We start from the raw sequence: 16,411 nt of genomic DNA on the forward strand, positions 1-16,411 counted from the left end.
CGGTCGCCCCACACCTTCACCCGCCCCGACGCGGGGCCGCGCACCGCTTCATCCGTCGGCGTTGATCTTCTGCCGCTCCCGCAGGACGGCGGCGATCCGACGGCACCAGTCCCGGTGCTCACGCTCGAAGGCCAGGCCGCGCAGACAGGTCAGATACGGGCCGATCCGCTCACCGCGGAGCAGGAAGTCCTCCTCGTCCGCCTCGCCCCTCAACTGCCGCAGCAGCGCGCCCAGTAGCTCGATCTTCGCGTCGGCGGCGCAGGCGCGCTCCTCCAACTGCCCGATCACCGGCCCGGTGCCGATGCGGTCGGCCGCCTGCACCTTGACGAGCAGGTCGTCCCGGATGAACGAGGGCTTGGACGCGGCGGCCGCGAACGACTCCAACTCGGCGCGGCCGGCGTCGGTGACGTGGAAGAGGCGCTTGTTGGGCCGGGTCTCCTGGACCACCTGCCGCCCCGCGACCAAGCCGTCCTTCTCCAGCTTGGTGAGCTCGGCGTAGAGCTGCTGGGGCAATGCGTACCAGAAGTTCGCCACGCCGATGTCGAAGGCCTTGGCCAGTTGGTAGCCGCTGTACTCGCCGTCCAGCAGTGCCGCGAGCACGGCATGGCGCAGAGCCATCGGAGCACCCCTTTCCTTTCTTGATCCGTCCCGGCATAGTACTCAAGAAACTGACTACTCACTTTTTTGAGTACCGACGTGTACATCAGGAGGATTCATGGAGACCGCAGAACGCTTCCGCGCCGCCGTGGAGAAGCGCGATCTCGCCGCACTGGACGGCCTGTTCACCGAGGACGTCCGGCTCTACAGCCCGGTGAAGTTCGTCCCGTTCGAGGGCAGGGCGATGGTGCTCGGGCTCTTCGGGGTCCTGGTGCGCACCTTCGAGGACCTGCGGTACGTCGGCCGCTTCGAGGGCACGGCCGAGACCAGTGCCGACGGCGAGGAGGCACCTTCGGTGATCCTGCCGTTCCGCGCGACGGTGGGCGGCAAGCAGATCCACGGCATCGACCTGCTCCAGTTCGACGAGGACGGGCTGATCAAGGAGTTCACCGTGATGGTCCGCCCCCAGTCCGCCGTGCACGCCCTGGGCCGGGCGGTCCTGGCCGGCCTGGTCGAGGACGGCCTCGCCCCCGCGCCCGCCGAGCGCTAGCACCGCCCGCCGGGGAATGTGTTCGGACGCGTAAGGAACGCCCGGCATCCGGGCCGGACCCATGGCGGAGGCCGCTGACCCGGCGACCTGTCGGCGTCGGCGTCGGCGGACCACACGACGGGCCGCGGTGGTCCCGGCGCCTCTACTCCACCAGCGTCTGAACGCCCACGACCCCGAGAAGCTCCAGGCGGTCGGCGTCGCGGCTGCCGGGCTCGGCGGTGTAGACCATGATCCGCAGGTCGCTTCCGGCGACGCTCAGCACATCGCAGTCCAGGGTCACCGGGCCCACCACGGGGTGGTCGACGGTCTTGCGGGACGCCTCGTGGCGGGCCACGGCCCCCGCGTCCCACAGTTCGGCGAACCGCGCACTGGCCTCGCGCAGCTCGGCGACCAGGTCCCGCAACCGGCGGTCCGCCGGGTAGCGGCGGACCGCCTCGCGGAGGTCGCAGACCACCGCGGTCTCCAGCGCGAGCCGGGACTGCGCGGTGTGCCGGACCCGGTCGTCCCCGCCGACGAAGGCCCGCCACACCCCATTGCGCTCACGGCCCTGCCGCTCCCCCATCAGCGCCGTGTGGAGCGGGTTGGCGAGCAGCAGCGTCCACGAGGCGTCGAAGACCGCGACGGGCGTGCCGCTCAGCCGGTCGAGCATCCGCTGCACGCTCGGCGTGAGGTGGGCGGGCACGGTGCCCCGTCCCGGCGGCACGAGACCGGCGGCGTGGAAGAACTGCTCGCGTTGCGCACCGGACAACCGCAGCGCCCGCCCGAGGGCCTCCACGACCTGATCCGACGGATGGGTGGCACGGCCCTGCTCCAGGCGGGTCACATAGTCGACCGAGATGCCGGCGAGCAGCGCCAGTTCCTCGCGGCGCAGCCCGGCCGCACGCCGCCGGCCGCCCGTGGGCAGGCCCGCCGCAGCCGGGGAGACCCGGTCGCGCAGGTGCCGGACCGTCCGTCCGAACTCCGTGCTCGCCATGCCCCCACTGTGCACCGCGGGGCACCGGCACGTCCTGGTACCACCAGTCCCAGGAACCGTGGACGGCTGTCTCCCGAGGCGGGTGCGCCGCAGCATGGAGCCATGGCCACCACACTGATCACCGGAGCGAACAAGGGCCTCGGCTTCGAGACGGCCCGCCGTCTCGTGGCCGCGGGCCACACCGTCTACATCGGCAGCCGCAACGAGGAGCGCGGACGCCTCGCCGCGGAACGCCTCGGCGCGCGGACCGTCCGCATCGACGTCACCGACGAGGCATCCGTACGCGCCGCGGCGGCGGCCATCGCGGCCGACGGAGGTCTCGACGTACTCATCAACAACGCGGGCATCGAGGCCCGGGGCGCCGGCAACAGCGTGCCCGGCGCCGCCGAGGTGACCGCCGACCAGATGCGGCTCGTCTTCGAGACGAACGTCTTCGGCACCGTCCGGGTCACCCACGCGTTCCTCCCGCTGCTCGAACGCTCGGCGGCGCCCGTCGTCGTCAACGTCAGCAGCGGCCTGGCCTCGCTGGCCCACCTCAGCGACGCGACGTCACCCGCGTACGGCTACCCGGGTGTGGCCTACCCGGCGTCGAAGACCGCGGTCAACATGATCACCGTCCAGTACGCGAAGGCGTTCCCGGCGATGCGGATCAACGCGGTCGAGCCCGGCTTCACCAAGACCGATCTGAACGGCAACACCGGTGTCCAGACGGTCGAGCAGGGCGCCGACATCATCGTCCGCATGGCCTCGGTGGGCCCCGACGGTCCCACCGGCGGCTACTTCGACGCCCACGGCCGGCTGCCCTGGTAGCGGCCCGCCACGGTTCGTCGGGTTGCCACGGCCAAGATGCCGGAGGGCAGGAGCTGTACGAGGGTGGATCTGCGGTCAGGCCGCTGGCTGTCCGGATCGAGGAGCTCGTGAACGATGGAAGCAAGAAACGGCCGAAGTGCACACGGCACCGGGCGCACCGCCCGGGGCGCTCGCCATGCGGTGACGGAGTCGCGGGTGACCCTGCGGGTCAACGACACCGAACACCGGGTCGAGCTGGAACACAGCGCCACACTCCTTGAGGTGCTCAGGGAGGCCCTGGGCCTGACCGACTCGCAGAAGGGCTGCGACGACGGCCGCTGCGGCGCCTGCACGGTGCTGCTCGACGGGCGCCGCGTCAACAGCTGTCTGCTGCTCGCCGTGGCGCAGGAGGGCCGCGAGATCGTCACCGTCGAGGGTCTCGTGGCGGCTGCGCACGCGGAGGACGACCGGCATCCGCTGCGCCCGGCCGCCGAGGAACGGGACGTGCTCCGGTGCGCGTACTGCGCACCGGAGCAGCACCGGCCCGCCGCGGAAGCGCCGACGGCCGGCGACTCGGCGCAGCCTTCCGTCGTCACCGAGATCGACCTCCCGACGGACGCGCCCGTACGGCTGACGGCCGACGAGGTACGGGACCGGCTGAGCGGCCATCTGTGCCGCTGCGGTGCCTATCCGAACAGGGCCGACACCGGACTGGACGTGGTCGTGTGAAGCCCGTCTCCTATGTGAATCCCCGGACGCTCAAGGAGGCGGCCGCCGCCCACGGCGGTCGCCCCGAGGCCCGTTACCTGGGTGGCGGCACCAACCTCGTCGACCTGATGAAGCTCGGCGTGGAACGACCCGACGTCCTGGTCGACATCACCCGCCTCTCCCTCGACGCGATCGAGGAGCAGGCGGACGGCTCGCTCCGGGTCGGCGCGACCGCGCGCAACAGTGACCTCGCCACCCATCCGGCGGTCAAGGAGCGCTATCCCATGCTGGCGCAGGCCCTGCTCAGCGGCGCTTCGGGCCAGCTGCGCAACATGGCCACCACCGCGGGCAACCTCCTCCAGCGCACCCGGTGCGGCTATTTCCAGGACCTGTCGAGGCCCTGCAACAAGCGGGTGCCCGGGAGCGGGTGCGGTGCGATCGAGGGCGTGAACCGCGAGCACGCGGTCCTCGGCCACTCCTCGCACTGCGTGGCGACCCACCCGTCCGATCTGGCCGTGGCCCTCGCGGCGCTCGACGCACTGGTCGAGCTGGTGGGCCCCGGCGGGGTACGGACCGTCCCGCTGACCGAGTTCTATCTGCTGCCACAGGACAGGCCCGATCTGGAGACCGTCATGCGGCCCGGCGAACTCGTCACCGCGGTCCTGCTTCTGGCCCCGCCCGCGGGATCCGTCTCCCGTTACCGCAAGGCCCGCGACCGGGCGGGCTACACGTTCGCGCTGGCCTCCGTCGCCGCCGTGGTGCGTCTGGAGCGGGGTGCGGTGCGTCATGTCACCGTCGCCTTCGGCGGCCTCGCGCACCGGCCGTGGCGAGCGAGGCGGACCGAGGCGGCGCTGCTCGGCACGTCACCCACGCCGGAGACCATCGAGCGTGCGGTCGAGGCGGAACTGGCCGACGCCGTACCGTTGCGGCACAACGCGTACAAGGTGGAGCTCGCCCGGGGCCTGGCCCACGAGGTCCTGAGCACCCTGACCACACGGCCCGGCACCCCCTGACCACGTGACTACGGGCCAACCGGCGGTCCACCGTGCCGTGTTGGCGAATGTCACGGCCCAGTGGGAGCCGCGCCCAGCACGTTGTCGCAGTGCGCCCGCGCCGCGGAGGAGAGCAGCGGCCGCCACCGGGCGAACAGGGCGTGCAGGCCCGTGCCGTGACGGGCGTGGAAGTCGGGGCTCACCGTCGCGAGGTCCAGCTCGTTGGCGGCGGTGAGTTCGGCGAAGTCCCGCCGGGCCGGGAGGCCGGGACGCAGGTGTGTGCCGGTGAACCGGTCGACGAACACGCCGTCCCCGGCGACCAGTTGAGAGTAGGAGGCGCCGCGGTCGCAGGAGGCGTAGAAGTACACGAGCGCCTCGGCCTCGGCACCGATCACCGCCACGAGCTCGTCGCGGCGCCCCAGGCCGAGCAGCGCCACGGCGAATCCGTCGGTCCCGTAGAAGGCATGGCACAGCCCCGCCGACACCAGGGCCGGGCGGGCTCCCCACGCGGCCAAGAGGTCGCTGGTACGCCCCAGATGCGCCGCCAGCGTGCCGCCCGGGTGCTCGATCTTTGCGGCGCCGGCCGCTTCCAGCATGTCCCACGCCTGAGCATTCACATGCCGGAACCTGCCCGCCCCGCGTGCCGGGAAATCCCGTGGGTACGGCGGAGCTTGGGACCCCCGCCCGTCAACACCGCCTGGTTCACTCAACACCGCCTGGTTCACGACGTGTAGGGCAGGCGAAGCGGGGCACGGGAGCAGCACATCGTGAACCTCTCGACCACCGAAGGGCCCCACCCATGCTGATGGCGCATCCGGTAGTGCTCCGTGACCTGCTCGCCGAGTACGAGGTCCTCGTCGCCCTCAACGCCGCCGACGGCGACGAGATGACGCGGCAGCGCCTGGACGACGTGACGTACACCCTCTGCGTCTCGACCGGGACCAAGGACATCGACGCCGCCGTCGTCGCCGCACGCCACCGGCTGCCCGGAGCCCGCACCTTCGACGACTCGGTGCTCACGGCCTGAACGACCGTCCGCCCCGGACATGGGCCGGCTCCCGTAGGGTGCCCGAAGTACCCGCGGGGGTACGGCAGGGAGAGGCGGTGCGGGTGGTGCTGACGGACTTCGACGCGAGCGAGCGGCGCATCTGGGCGGGCCGGGCCGAGGCGTACGCGGAGAGCTTCGGCAAGCTGTGCGCCCACCCCGTCCCGCGGCTGCTCGACGCGGCCCGGGTTCGCGACGGCGTACGCGTGCTGGACGTCGGCACCGGAACGGGCACGGCCGCGGCGGCGGCCTGCGCGCGGGGCGCCCGGGTGACCGGCGTGGACGCCGAGATCAGCATGGTCGACCTGGCCGCCCGGAGCGTCCCCTCGGCCGAGATGCATCTGGCCGAACTGCCCCGACTCCCCTTCTCCGAGGGCCTGTTCGACGCCGTGACCGCGAACTTCGTCCTCAATCACGTGGGCTGCCCCAAGGCCGCGCTCGCCGAGCTGCGACGCGTGGTCCGGCCGGGCGGCTGGGTCGCGGTGACCATCTGGGCCGCCCCCGCCGCGGCCGGCCAGACCCTGCTCGACCGGGCCGTCCAGGCCGCGGGCACCTCTCGCCCGCCGCACCTGCCGGGCTTGGCCCCCGAGGACGACTTCGCCAGGACGGCGACGGGCCTCACCGGTCTCCTCGCCTCGGCGGGCCTGAAGGACGCGACCTGCGAGCCGCTCCACTGGGACCACCACACCACGGCCGCCGCATGGTGGCGCGGGGCGGCCGACGGCATCGGCACCATCGGCCAGACCGTCCTGAGCCGACCGGAGCACGTGCGCGCCGAGATCGAGCGCCACTTCCACCGCATCAGCGCCGAATTCACCACGCCCGAGGGCCACTTGGCGCTCCCGCATGCCGCCCTGCTGGCCCACGGCCGCCGCTGACGCCCCGCGGTACCGGAGCCGGGCGCGCCGCGCGAGGGGCGTGCGAGGGCCGTCCGTCTCGGCACGGCTCCGGTAGGACGACGCTTCAGCGCCCGGACGGCCGCGAGGAACCGATCCCGTGCCTCCGCCACCGATCAGCGGACATCCCCTCGGGGCGAACAGCGAGTGCACGAAGGGGGCCGCGGCGTCGCACGGCAGCACCCGGACCAGATCACGTCGGCCGCCCACGGCGCGCGCAATCGCGGCAACCTCCAGGAGCGCACTGCCCAGTTCGGCGTCGCCGACCGACGCCGACGTGTCGATGACCACGCACACCCGGGGCGGCATCCGCCGGAGGCTCGGCAGTACAGTGCTCGGCAGTACAGTGCGCGGCACCGCGGCCGAACGGCGCGACGGCCGGCCGTAGGTGTAGTCCTCCCCCGCGCCCGCCCCGGCGGCCGAGCGCACAGCCGCGCCGAGCAACTCCCGCCACGCCAGCGGCGGATGGAACGCCTTCTCCGCCCAGCGCCGCCACCCCCGGGCACCGAACCGGGGCGCCCGCGGATGCCCTCGGCCACCCGGAACCGGACCGCGTCCCGTTCCTGCTCACTGAGACCGTGCGCACCACCGGGCCCCACCTCCCACTCCCGATCGAGGCCGTCGGCCCCGCTGCCGCAGTCGAGCCAGGTAGTCGACCAGTTGGACGCCCGACCGCGAACTTGAGCAGATAGTCCTCCATGAGCTCACCGGCGGGCAGCCCCAAGCAGCCCGGCCCCACCGCTCCTTCGGGCCGGACGAGGCCGTCTCCGTACACGTCGTCGTTGATCTCGCAGTCCGCGGCGATGTTCATCCGCAGGCGTTCCCCCCGGCCCGTGAGCTGGTGCTCGCGCGCGAACCGGTCGCTGCGCCCGTGGTGGTCCCGCAGCAGGTGCGACACCTCGTGCACCCACACACCAGCGAGTTCCTCCACCGGCATACGGGCCACGAACGCTGGGGACACATAGCACCGCCAATGGCGGTCGACGGCCATGGTGGAGACCTGCCGCGTCTCCACGGGGTGCAGCGCGAAGAGGGCCGACGCCAGGTAAGGACGGACCCGAGCGGCCTGCAGTCGGGCAGCGAACAGCTTCTCGAAGTCCAGAGAGTTGCCGGAGTCTCCGTGCATCCCAACTGTCCTGATCCTCACGGCATTTGACGGAGTCTCAGCACCGCCGCGCGTTCTCATCTGACGGCCTTCGTCCGGGCTCCCGTGCAGGCCGCCGCCCGATCCGCCCGGCCGGACAGCGCCACCGCGCCCGCGAGCCGTTCGATCGACTCGGGTACGTCCCAGTCCTCGCGGCGCAGTGAGGCGAGGGGGCTCGCCGGTACGACCACCAGGTCCGGCGCCCCCGTCTCGATCGCCTTGACCAGGAAGGCCCAGGCGGCGTCCCAGCGTGGCTTGTCAGACTGGCGAGGAGTTCGAGGCCCGGCCCATCTCCCACGGTTCCCCTGACCAGCATCGACAGTACGTCGCGTGAGAGGGACGTCGGCGTACGGCTGCCACCACGCCCACTACGCGGGTGTACTGCGCAGGCGTACTCCCAAGGTGCACTACGCGGGTGTACTGCGCAGGTGTATTACGCCCACACATACCCCGGAGCCGTCGCCCCTTGATCGACTGGTGACGTGCGGTACCCGGGCATAGGGTCGAACAGTGGACAGTGGACGTCACCGTCCATCGCCCCTCGTGCGAGGGCAGGTCCATCATGACGAGTTCGCAGCCGCCACCCACGATCGCGGCCACGGCCCCCGGCAGCGGAGGCGGCGGCAAGGGGATAGCACTGCTCGTCATCGCCGCCTGCCAGCTCATGGTGGTCCTCGACATCACCATCGTGAACATCGCCCTCCCGCACATTCAGAGCGCGTTGCACTTCTCCACGACGGGGCTCGCCTGGGTGGTCAGCGCCTACACGCTCACGTTCGGCGGCCTCCTCCTGCTCGGCGGCCGGACGGGCGACATCCTGGGCCGGCGCCGGGTTTTCATGTGCGGCGTGCTGCTGTTCGCGGTCGCCTCGCTGCTCGGTGGACTGTCCCAGAGTTCCGGGCAGTTGCTCGCGGCGCGTGCGGTCCAGGGGGTCGGCGGTGCCATCGCCTCGCCGACCGCTCTCGCACTGATCACCACGACGTTCACCGAGGGGCTCGAACGCAACCGGGCGTTCGGCGTCTTCGCCGCGGTGTCCGCGGGCGGCGGCGCGATCGGTCTGCTCGCCGGCGGCATGCTCGTCGAATGGCTCGACTGGCGCTGGGTCCTCTTCGTGAACGTGCCGATCGCCGTGCTGATCCTGCTGGCCACCCCGCGGCACATCAAGGAGTCGGAGCGACATTCCGGCCACTTCGACATCGCCGGAGCGCTGGCCTCCACCGGGGGCATGGTCGCGCTGGTCTACGGCTTCATCCGGGCTGCGCAGGAGGGCTGGCGCGACCCGGTCACCCTGGGCTCGTTCGCCGTCGCCGTGGTGCTCCTCTGCACGTTCGTGATGGTGGAGCGGCGATCGCAGCAGCCGATCACGCCGCTGCACATGTTCGCCGACCGCAACCGCGCGGGCACGTACGGCATCATGCTGAGCCTGGCCGCCGCGATCTTCGGCATGTTCTTCTTCCTCACCCTGTTCGTGCAGGACGTGCTCGGGTTCACCCCGCTGCGGGCCGGCCTCGCCTTCCTTCCGGTCAGCGCGATCATCGCGGTGGGCGCGGGGCTCGCCTCCCAACTCCTGCCCAGATACGGCCCCAAGCCGTTCATGGTGACGGGTGCGCTCCTGGCCGCGGGCGGCCTGTCGTGGCTCACGCAGACCGACATCCACTCCACGTATCTGGGCAGCATCCTGGGCCCGATCCTCGTGTTCGGTCTGGGCATGGGGCTGAACTTCGTCTCGCTGACGCTGATGGCCGTGTCCGGTGTTCCCCCGCACGAGGCCGGCGCGGCCTCCGGGATGCTCAACGCGACCCAGCAGGTGGGCGGTTCACTGGGTCTTTCCATCCTGGTGACGGTGTTCGGCACGGCCAGTCGGAACGAGGCGACCGACCAGGTTCCCAAGTTCCTCAGCCAGGCCGATCCGGCGCAGCGCCTGATGTTCCGGCGTACGGGCCAGCTGCCCCGGCCGTGGAGCGATCAGGTGCTGGCGTCCGGAGTGTCCACGGCCTTCGTGGTCGCCGCGATCTTCGCCGTGGTGGCCGCCCTGATCGCCCTCATCGCCATCCAGGTCCGCCCGGCCGACCTCGAACGCCTCCAGGGTGCGAAGCCCACCGCGCCGTGAGACCCGGCCCGGCATCCGACGGATGCCTGTTACGCCAACTGCCTGACACAGCAAGGAATATGACGGGCCATACGCAACCGGCAACCCTATCACAGGGACTCAGCGGAGCGCCAGGGAGCGCGGCGTAGAGCCGGGCGTGCTGCCGTGCGCCGGGTTCGGGACTACCGGGGTGGGGAGAGATATTCGGGATTCGGGGCCGAGGGGCCCCGGTCGCCGGATTCCTGCTGGAGGTGCCCCATCGTGAGCGCGACGCTTCCCTCTCGTACGGGAAAGGCCCCGGGTGCCTGGCCGTTGCTGGGCCACGCATGGCAACTCCACGCGCGGCCACTGGAGTTCCTGTCCTCGCTCCCCGCCCACGGCGACCTCGTGCGCATCGGGATGGGGCCCTGGCCGGCGTATGTGGTCTGCGAACCGGACGCGGCCCACCGGATGCTCACCGACTCCCGCACCTTCGACAAGGGCGGCCCCTTCTTCGACAAGGCCCGGGTCCTTTTCGGCAGCAGCCTCCCCATGGCCGGCTGGCAGGAACACCGCTGGCAGCGCCGCCAGATGCAGCCGGCCTTCCAGAGCGACCGGATCGAGCAGTACGCCCTGGTCATGGGCGAGGAGGTGGACCGGATGACCGGCCGTTGGCGGGCCGGCCAACGCCTGGACGTGACCGCCGCGCTGACCACCCTGACCCTGCGCATCGTCACCCGCAGTGTGCTCGCCGCCGAGGCGCAGGACGAGGCCGTCGCCGAGGTGCAGGAGAGTCTGCACACCGTGATCGACGGCATCTACCAGCGGGTGATGCTGCCGCTCGGCCCGCTCTACCGGCTGCCCACCCGCGCCAACCGCCGTTACCGCCATGCCTGTGACCGGCTGCACCGCGCCATCGACGGCATCATCGCGGCGCGCCGGGCGGCACCCGGCGGGAACGATCTGGTGTCCATGCTGCTCACCGCGGTCAACGACGACACCGGCGAGCCGATGTCCGATGTGGACATCAGGGACCAGCTCATGGTCATGATCGGCGCGGGCTTCGAGACCACCGCCAACAGTCTCGCGTTCGCCCTGTGGCTGCTGAGTCAGCATCCCGAGGCCGAGGCCCGGGTCCACGACGAGGTCGACCGGACGCTCGCGGGCCGCACCGCCACCACGGCCGACCTCGACGGTCTGACGTACACCCGTCGAGTCGTCAACGAGGTCCTGCGGATGTATCCGGCGGGCTGGTTCTTCACCCGTGTCACGACCACCGACACCACCCTCGCAGGACGGCACCTGCCCAAGGGCACCGCGCTGCTCTACAGCGCCTACCTCCTCCACCACCGCCCGGAACTGTTCCCCGAACCGGGCCGCTTCGACCCGGACCGCTGGGCCGCGCAGGCGGCGGAGTCCCTCCCCCGGGGCGCGCACGTGCCGTTCGGCGGCGGCAACCGCAAGTGCATCGGCGACCAGTTCGCCCTCATCGAGATGACGTTGGCCCTCGCCACGGTCTGCACTCGATGGCGTCTGCGCCCCGATCCCGGCAGCACCATGACCGTCCAGGTCCGCGGCACCCTCGGCCCCGGACCGCTCCCCATGACCTGCGAGCCGCGCGGCAGGAAGTCCGCCGACACCTGAGCCCCGGCGGAAGCGGAACGGGAACCACCATTGATCCACTGCAGTCTCTCAGCCCGTGATCGCCGCGCGACGCGGCGGCAGGAGATCCCGGGCCTGCGGCTCGCCGGGGCGGAGGTGCTGCCTGTGCGGAGTCCGACCAGCGGGATCCGAGTGCAGTCCGGGGCGCCCGGGGACGCCTGGCGCACGATGTCCGTCGCCGCCCTGGCCCAGGCACCGGACAGGCGGCGCACCGAGGCGTGGCTGCTCGCCTTCGTGGTGGCGATCACGCTGGGCGGCCACGCCGCGACCGGACTGGCGATGAAGGGCCGCCTGCCCGCGGGATTCGGCACGTTCGCCGGAGCCGTCGCCCTGTTCGCGCTGGTCCCGCATCTGGTCGTACGACGCTGGGCGGCGCGCGCCGATCCGCTGCTGCTGCCGCTCGCCCTGTTGCTCACCGGCCTCGGTCTGGTACTTCTGCAGCGCCTGGACGTGACGTACCTCGCCGAACCACGTCTGCACATGGCCCCGGCGGGCCGTGGGCAGTTGGTGTGGACGGCGGTCGGAGTGGCCTCCTGCGGCGGCCTGCTGATCGCGCTGCGCGATCACCGCAGGCTTCAGCGGTACATCTACATGATGATGGCCGTCGCCCTGATCCTCCTGGCGGCGCCCGCGTTCTTCAGCGCCGACCAGTTCGGCGCCAAGCGCTGGATCATGCTGGGACCGCTGTCCGTGCAGCCGGGCGAGTTCGTAAAGATCATGATCGCGGTGTTCTTCGCGGGCTACCTCACCGTCAACCGCGACGCGCTGGCCCTGTCGGGCCGCCGCTTCCTCGGCATGCGACTGCCGCCCGGCCGTCAGCTCGGCCCGATCGTGGCGATCTGGGTGCTCAGCCTCCTGGTGTTGGTCTTCGAGCGCGACCTCGGCACCTCCCTGATCTTCTTCGGCCTCTTCGTGATCATGCTCTATCTGGCCACGGAGCGGACGAGCTGGGTGGTGTGCGGGCTGTTGCTGGCCGTGGTCGGCGCCGCGGTGGTCGGCTCCCTCGAACCGCATGTGCACGGCCGCGTGGAAGCCTGGCTGCACCCGATGGACGCCTTCACTCCGGCGGGTCAAAAGGCGCGCCTGTCAAGCCAGTTGGGTCAGGCGTTGTTCAGTTTCGGCAGCGGCGGCATGACCGGGAGCGGGCTCGGGCAGGGCCACCCGGAGCTCGTGGGCTTCGCCGGGAACAGCGACTTCATCCTCACCACCGTCGGCGAGGAGCTGGGCCTGGCCGGGGTGATGGCGGTATTGCTCCTGTACGGCCTCCTCGCCCAGCGGGGTCTGCACATCGCGATGCTCGCCCGCGATCCGTTCGGCAAACTGCTCGCCACCGGCCTGGCCGGCGCTCTGGTGCTCCAGGTGTTCGTGGTGACCGGCGGTGTCACCGGTCTGATCCCGCTGACCGGCAAGGCCCTGCCCTTCCTCGCGAAGGGCGGCTCCTCCATGGTCGCCAACTGGCTGATGGTGGGCCTCCTGATCCGCATCAGCGACTCCGCGCGGCGCCGTCACGAGCCCGACCCGCACCGGCTCTGAACACCCCCGGTGCGGGTCGGGCAGTCGCCTCGCGCCGATCGGAACCATGAGGTGTGCATGCCGCGTCCACCCCTGTGGTCACCACCCGTGGCCGCGCTCAACCGCCGTCCCCAGGGGGAAACACCATGGTCGATCCGGGTAGCACGCCCGCACCCAGCCAACGCCGCAGGAGAGGGGGCTGCCTTCCGGCACTCGTGGTTCTCCTGGTGATCCTGGGCCTCGGCTTCGGGGCGTCCAAACTCTTCGGAGGCGGGAGCGACAAGTCCGGGTCGTCCCACTCCTCCTCGTCCGCCTCGCACGACAGCGGTGAGTGGAAGGTGGGCGACTGCGGCGGCCCCGACCCCGATGACGCGCCGAACGGTTACAAGGCGTTCGGCTGCGGCGACTCGGGCGCCACCTTCAAGGCTCTCGACATCCAGGCCGCCAGTTTCATGCCGGACTCCATCCAGTGCCCCGCCGGTACGGACCTCATCATCCAGGTGAGCATCAGCTACGGCAGCACCAAGAGCAAAGGCGGCGGCATCCCCTCCAAGACGGTGTGCGGACGCAATCTCTCGGCCGACCACCCGGGTGACCCCGGCGCCGGCGGCGGCCAGTTGGTCAAGGGTGACTGCGTCACCGACACCGCGAAGGAAGTTTCCTGCGCCTCCGCGGGCTCGGGCGCCTACAAGGTGCTCGGCCTGACCAAGGAGACCTCGCAGTGCCCGTCCGGGACCACCGAGCCCATGCGTCTGACCCTGGCCATCGGCAGGCCCTACGACGTGATCTGCGCCGCGAAGCAGTAGCGCGGGCGTCCGGGCCGCCCGCGTCTACGTCAGGCGTAGGGGCAGCGAGAGCAGGCCGCGGTGGCGGGGGTTGGCCTGCCACCGCGCCTCGTGGTCCTCGCTCAGCCGCAGGCCGGGGTAGCGGGTCAGCAGCTGGGTGAACGCGATCTCGGCCTGCAGCCGGGCCAGCGGCGCGCCCAGACAGTGATGGATGCCATGGCCGAAGGCGAGGTGCCTGGCGGCGTCCTCGCGGTTGATGTCGAAGCGGTCGGGGTCCGCGAACACCTCGGGGTCGCGGTTGGCGCCCAGCAAGGAGATCTGCACGAACTCGCCCTCCCCGAACACCGCTTCGCCGACCTCGACCGGTTCGGCCGCGTACCGCAACGAGGCGAGGGCCGAGGGGGATTCGTAGCGCAGGATCTCCTCGACCGCTCCCGGTACGAGCGTCATGTCGGCTCGCAGGAGGGCGAGTTGATCGGGGTGGGTCAGCAGAGTGTGGACGCCGTTGGCGATCAGGTTGACCGTGGTCTGATGGCCCGCGATCACCAACAGGAAGGCCATCGAGGTGATCTCGTCCTCGCTGAGCGCCTCCTCACCCTCCGCGCGGGCCTCGACCAGCGCGGAAAGCAGCCCGTCGTCGGGCTGTTCGCGCTTGAGGGCGAGCAACGCCCGGAGGTAGCCGAGCATGGACTCGGCGGTGAACACCGACACCTCGCCGTCGCCCTGACCACCGTCGAGGGTGTTCCCGCGCACCTGGAGGGTCTCGTGGTCGGCGTCCGAGGCACCGAAGAGGTCGAACACGACGGCCAGGGGCAGGGGCAGCGCGAACTCGCCGATCAGCTCGACCTCGTCGCGCCCTTCCCATGCGTCCAGGAGTCCCGCCACATGGGCCTCGATCGCGGGCCGCAGGGCCGCGGTACGGCGTGTGGTGAACGCCTTCTGCACGAGCTTGCGCAGCCGGGTGTGGTGCGGTGGATCGCTGTTGAGCATGTGGCTGAACAGAGCGCTGCCGGGGCCCTGGGTGAGCCCGACATGCCGCCCGAACCTCTCCACCGCCCCGCCCTTGGAGAGCCGTTGGTCGGCCAGCAGGTCCTTCGCGTCGGCGTACGAGGTGACGACCCATCCCTCGACCGGGGCGGGCCCGGGGTAGCGGGCCCGGCGCGCCGCGCCCTCCTGGCGCCACTCGCGGTAGGTGGCGTGGGGGTGGTCGAAGAACGCCGGGTCGAGGGACTGGATGCCGGGCTCGGCGGATGCCGCGGTCTCAGACATGACGAACCTTGCTCCTGTGGCCGATGTGGACGGTCTTCACACCGAGCAGCCCCACCAGTGGGACATCGGCGGTTCGCTGGCCCGGAGCCACCACAAGTCCGGTCCGACGTATGTGGTCCAGCAGGAGTTCGGCGAGCGGCATCACCATGTGACGGCCCCAGCAGCGCTCCGAGACATGACCGAACGGCATGTAGCCGGGGGTGTTGTCGGGGTCGAGTCCGGCCCAGCGTTCGGGCCGGAACTCGTTCGGCGCGTCCCACAGGGCGGGGTCGCGATGGGTGAGGAGCGGCAGCATCAGCAGGTCGTCCCCGTCTCCGATGCGGTCGTCGATGGCCGGGTATTCCGGTGACCGGTTCCGCAGCAGGTTCCACGACGGGGGCAGCAGCCGCATCGCCTCGAAGAGGATGTCGCGGTTGGACGCGCCGTCGTCGAAGGGCGATCCGAGCCACAGGGCGTTGGCAACGAGCGTGGAGACCGTGAAGCAGACCGGGGCGGCCGCACGGCGGTAGATGCCCATCGCATAGCGCCGGTCGTCGTAGGTCCGGGCCTCGGCGAACAGGTTGGCCAGATGGGTCAGTCGGGGCCCGGGGGCGGGCCGGCGGGGCAGGGCGGCCCCCGCCACGATGGTGGTCCAGGTGAGTCTGGGGTCGATCTCCAGGGTGCGGGACATGAGGATGCGCAACCGGTACGGGTCGTCGCGCAGGACGAGGTCGCTCAGGAATCGGTGCCCGGTGATCGGCCAGGGCCCGGACAGATCGGTCGATGCGGGCAGCGGGTCGGGCTGTTCGAGCGCGGCGCGGACGTCCTTGCCGATCGTGCGCATCACCGACGAGGCCTCCGCCTTGGAGATCGACCGGCCGTGCAGGGGCTTGAAGGTGGGCCGCTCGGTCTCCGTCGCCCGTCGCGCGGCCAGGATGCGATCGGAGAGTTCCGCGCCCGCGATGCCGATGGTGTCGGGTTCGAGACGGACGAGGTCCTTGCCGAGGTGTTCGTCGAGCAGGGCCTGCAGGCGAGGGGCGAGAACCGTGGTGCGGCGACTGGTACGGGTCATGGCGGATGGCATACGGAGAACTCCGGAAATGAAAATGCGGAGGGCCCGCACACGCGACTGACCGAAATTCAGTCGGCCTGCCTCGTGTGCGGGCCCAGGATTGGCCTTCGGCTTAGTACCAGAAGTACCAGGCGGCCTGCTTCAGGCTCGGCTCGCTCTTCTTGGCACGCAGGGCGGCAATAATCTTCGACATGATTAATCCCTTCCTCTCGGTGATATCCGGATGTGAACCACCGGACGGATGCCCTTCCATTCACACACCTGGGGCGTGTTCATTTCCAATCACCGGCCGCTGAGGGGAAGTGAAGCGGGCCACGACGAGCGTTGTCAATGGTTCCGCTTTTCTTCTTTCCTGTGAGTCCTGGCGTTC

At 71.0% G+C, this 16,411-nt stretch carries 15 protein-coding genes and 2 pseudogenes; 10 read left to right on the forward strand and 7 right to left on the reverse strand.

The annotated features are described in order from the left end of the window. Positions 1 to 48 precede the first annotated feature (48 nt). Complete coding sequence (locus IE267_RS26930) at positions 49 to 618, reverse strand: PadR family transcriptional regulator (RefSeq protein ID WP_189765004.1); 570 nt, start codon at positions 616 to 618, stop codon at positions 49 to 51. Positions 619 to 715: 97 nt separating this feature from the next. On the opposite strand from IE267_RS26930, the gene IE267_RS26935 reads away from it, so the two are divergent. Beyond that, positions 716 to 1,147 carry a nuclear transport factor 2 family protein gene (locus IE267_RS26935; protein WP_167160286.1) on the forward strand — a complete coding sequence of 144 codons (432 nt, stop codon included), beginning with the start codon at positions 716 to 718 and terminating at the stop codon, positions 1,145 to 1,147. Positions 1,148 to 1,289: 142 nt separating this feature from the next. Here IE267_RS26935 and IE267_RS26940 read toward each other — a convergent pair whose 3' ends face one another. Beyond that, the gene (locus IE267_RS26940; RefSeq protein ID WP_167160283.1) at positions 1,290 to 2,120 is read right to left on the reverse strand and encodes a helix-turn-helix transcriptional regulator; all 831 of its coding nucleotides are present in this window, start codon (positions 2,118 to 2,120) and stop codon (positions 1,290 to 1,292) included. Positions 2,121 to 2,222: 102 nt separating this feature from the next. Here IE267_RS26940 and IE267_RS26945 point away from each other — a divergent pair, with 102 nt between their 5' ends. The 3 genes from IE267_RS26945 to IE267_RS26955 all read left to right on the forward strand — a co-directional run bounded on the left by IE267_RS26945 (position 2,223) and on the right by IE267_RS26955 (position 4,630). Further along, a complete protein-coding gene (locus IE267_RS26945; protein WP_167160281.1) occupies positions 2,223 to 2,930 on the forward strand; it encodes an SDR family NAD(P)-dependent oxidoreductase in 708 nt (235 codons plus the stop codon). A gap of 114 nt (positions 2,931 to 3,044) precedes the next feature. Then, entirely contained in the window at positions 3,045 to 3,638 is a 594-nt protein-coding gene (locus IE267_RS26950; protein WP_189765005.1) for a (2Fe-2S)-binding protein, read from the forward strand. Next, complete coding sequence (locus IE267_RS26955) at positions 3,635 to 4,630, forward strand: FAD binding domain-containing protein (RefSeq protein WP_189765006.1); 996 nt, start codon at positions 3,635 to 3,637, stop codon at positions 4,628 to 4,630. Before IE267_RS26950 ends, IE267_RS26955 begins: the two co-directional genes overlap by 4 nt. A gap of 50 nt (positions 4,631 to 4,680) precedes the next feature. On the opposite strand, the gene IE267_RS26960 is transcribed toward IE267_RS26955, so the two are convergent. Then, entirely contained in the window at positions 4,681 to 5,205 is a 525-nt protein-coding gene (locus tag IE267_RS26960; protein ID WP_189765154.1) for a DUF6817 domain-containing protein, read from the reverse strand. A 203-nt stretch (positions 5,206 to 5,408) separates the two neighbouring features. Between IE267_RS26960 and IE267_RS26965 the strand changes: the two genes are divergently transcribed. Beyond that, entirely contained in the window at positions 5,409 to 5,636 is a 228-nt protein-coding gene (locus tag IE267_RS26965; RefSeq protein ID WP_167160274.1) for a DUF5133 domain-containing protein, read from the forward strand. A gap of 77 nt (positions 5,637 to 5,713) precedes the next feature. Continuing rightward, positions 5,714 to 6,532: a class I SAM-dependent methyltransferase gene (locus IE267_RS26970; RefSeq protein ID WP_229861444.1), complete on the forward strand. Its 819-nt coding sequence runs from the start codon at positions 5,714 to 5,716 to the stop codon at positions 6,530 to 6,532. A 117-nt stretch (positions 6,533 to 6,649) separates the two neighbouring features. Here IE267_RS26970 and IE267_RS26975 read toward each other — a convergent pair. Both IE267_RS26975 and IE267_RS26980 read right to left on the reverse strand, forming a co-directional pair. Next, positions 6,650 to 7,676: pseudogene (locus tag IE267_RS26975) on the reverse strand (vWA domain-containing protein); the annotation flags it as partial. Positions 7,677 to 7,732: 56 nt separating this feature from the next. Next, positions 7,733 to 8,043 (reverse strand): annotated as a pseudogene (locus IE267_RS26980) (AAA family ATPase); the annotation flags it as partial. 213 nt (positions 8,044 to 8,256) lie between these two features. Here IE267_RS26980 and IE267_RS26985 point away from each other — a divergent pair. From IE267_RS26985 to IE267_RS27000, 4 genes are all read left to right on the forward strand, one after another. Beyond that, positions 8,257 to 9,804 carry an MFS transporter gene (locus IE267_RS26985; protein ID WP_189765007.1) on the forward strand — a complete coding sequence of 516 codons (1,548 nt, stop codon included), beginning with the start codon at positions 8,257 to 8,259 and terminating at the stop codon, positions 9,802 to 9,804. Between the two features lie 240 nt (positions 9,805 to 10,044). Then, positions 10,045 to 11,406 carry a cytochrome P450 gene (locus IE267_RS26990; protein ID WP_189765008.1) on the forward strand — a complete coding sequence of 454 codons (1,362 nt, stop codon included), beginning with the start codon at positions 10,045 to 10,047 and terminating at the stop codon, positions 11,404 to 11,406. A 186-nt stretch (positions 11,407 to 11,592) separates the two neighbouring features. Beyond that, positions 11,593 to 12,957 carry an FtsW/RodA/SpoVE family cell cycle protein gene (locus IE267_RS26995; protein WP_167161678.1) on the forward strand — a complete coding sequence of 455 codons (1,365 nt, stop codon included), beginning with the start codon at positions 11,593 to 11,595 and terminating at the stop codon, positions 12,955 to 12,957. A 125-nt stretch (positions 12,958 to 13,082) separates the two neighbouring features. After that, positions 13,083 to 13,742 carry a hypothetical protein gene (locus tag IE267_RS27000; protein WP_189765009.1) on the forward strand — a complete coding sequence of 220 codons (660 nt, stop codon included), beginning with the start codon at positions 13,083 to 13,085 and terminating at the stop codon, positions 13,740 to 13,742. A gap of 24 nt (positions 13,743 to 13,766) precedes the next feature. Here IE267_RS27000 and IE267_RS27005 read toward each other — a convergent pair whose 3' ends face one another. Further along, on the reverse strand, positions 13,767 to 14,990 hold the full coding sequence (locus IE267_RS27005; protein ID WP_189765010.1) for a cytochrome P450 family protein: 1,224 nt from the start codon (positions 14,988 to 14,990) through the stop codon (positions 13,767 to 13,769). Further along, positions 14,983 to 16,041 (reverse strand): cytochrome P450, encoded by a 1,059-nt coding sequence (locus IE267_RS27010; protein ID WP_167160264.1) that lies wholly within the window; start codon positions 16,039 to 16,041, stop codon positions 14,983 to 14,985. The genes IE267_RS27005 and IE267_RS27010 overlap by 8 nt, the downstream gene beginning before the upstream one ends. Between the last annotated feature and the right edge of the window lie 370 nt (positions 16,042 to 16,411).

The organism is Streptomyces xanthochromogenes, assembly GCF_014650455.1.
Taxonomy (GTDB): domain Bacteria; phylum Actinomycetota; class Actinomycetes; order Streptomycetales; family Streptomycetaceae; genus Streptomyces; species Streptomyces xanthochromogenes.

Bases quoted from the DNA above. Each gene is read 5' to 3' on its own strand.
- IE267_RS26945 (WP_167160281.1), top strand. From the start codon at position 2,223: ATGGCCACCACACTGATCACCGGAGCGAACAAGGGCCTCGGCTTCGAG.
- IE267_RS26965 (WP_167160274.1), top strand. From the start codon at position 5,409: ATGCTGATGGCGCATCCGGTAGTGCTCCGTGACCTGCTCGCCGAGTAC.
- IE267_RS27000 (WP_189765009.1), top strand. From the start codon at position 13,083: ATGGTCGATCCGGGTAGCACGCCCGCACCCAGCCAACGCCGCAGGAGA.
- IE267_RS27005 (WP_189765010.1), bottom strand. From the start codon at position 14,990: ATGTCTGAGACCGCGGCATCCGCCGAGCCCGGCATCCAGTCCCTCGAC.
- IE267_RS26930 (WP_189765004.1), bottom strand. From the start codon at position 618: ATGGCTCTGCGCCATGCCGTGCTCGCGGCACTGCTGGACGGCGAGTAC.
- IE267_RS26995 (WP_167161678.1), top strand. From the start codon at position 11,593: ATGTCCGTCGCCGCCCTGGCCCAGGCACCGGACAGGCGGCGCACCGAG.
- IE267_RS26960 (WP_189765154.1), bottom strand. From the start codon at position 5,205: ATGCTGGAAGCGGCCGGCGCCGCAAAGATCGAGCACCCGGGCGGCACG.
- IE267_RS26985 (WP_189765007.1), top strand. From the start codon at position 8,257: ATGACGAGTTCGCAGCCGCCACCCACGATCGCGGCCACGGCCCCCGGC.
- IE267_RS26940 (WP_167160283.1), bottom strand. From the start codon at position 2,120: ATGGCGAGCACGGAGTTCGGACGGACGGTCCGGCACCTGCGCGACCGG.
- IE267_RS27010 (WP_167160264.1), bottom strand. From the start codon at position 16,041: ATGACCCGTACCAGTCGCCGCACCACGGTTCTCGCCCCTCGCCTGCAG.
- IE267_RS26950 (WP_189765005.1), top strand. From the start codon at position 3,045: ATGGAAGCAAGAAACGGCCGAAGTGCACACGGCACCGGGCGCACCGCC.
- IE267_RS26935 (WP_167160286.1), top strand. From the start codon at position 716: ATGGAGACCGCAGAACGCTTCCGCGCCGCCGTGGAGAAGCGCGATCTC.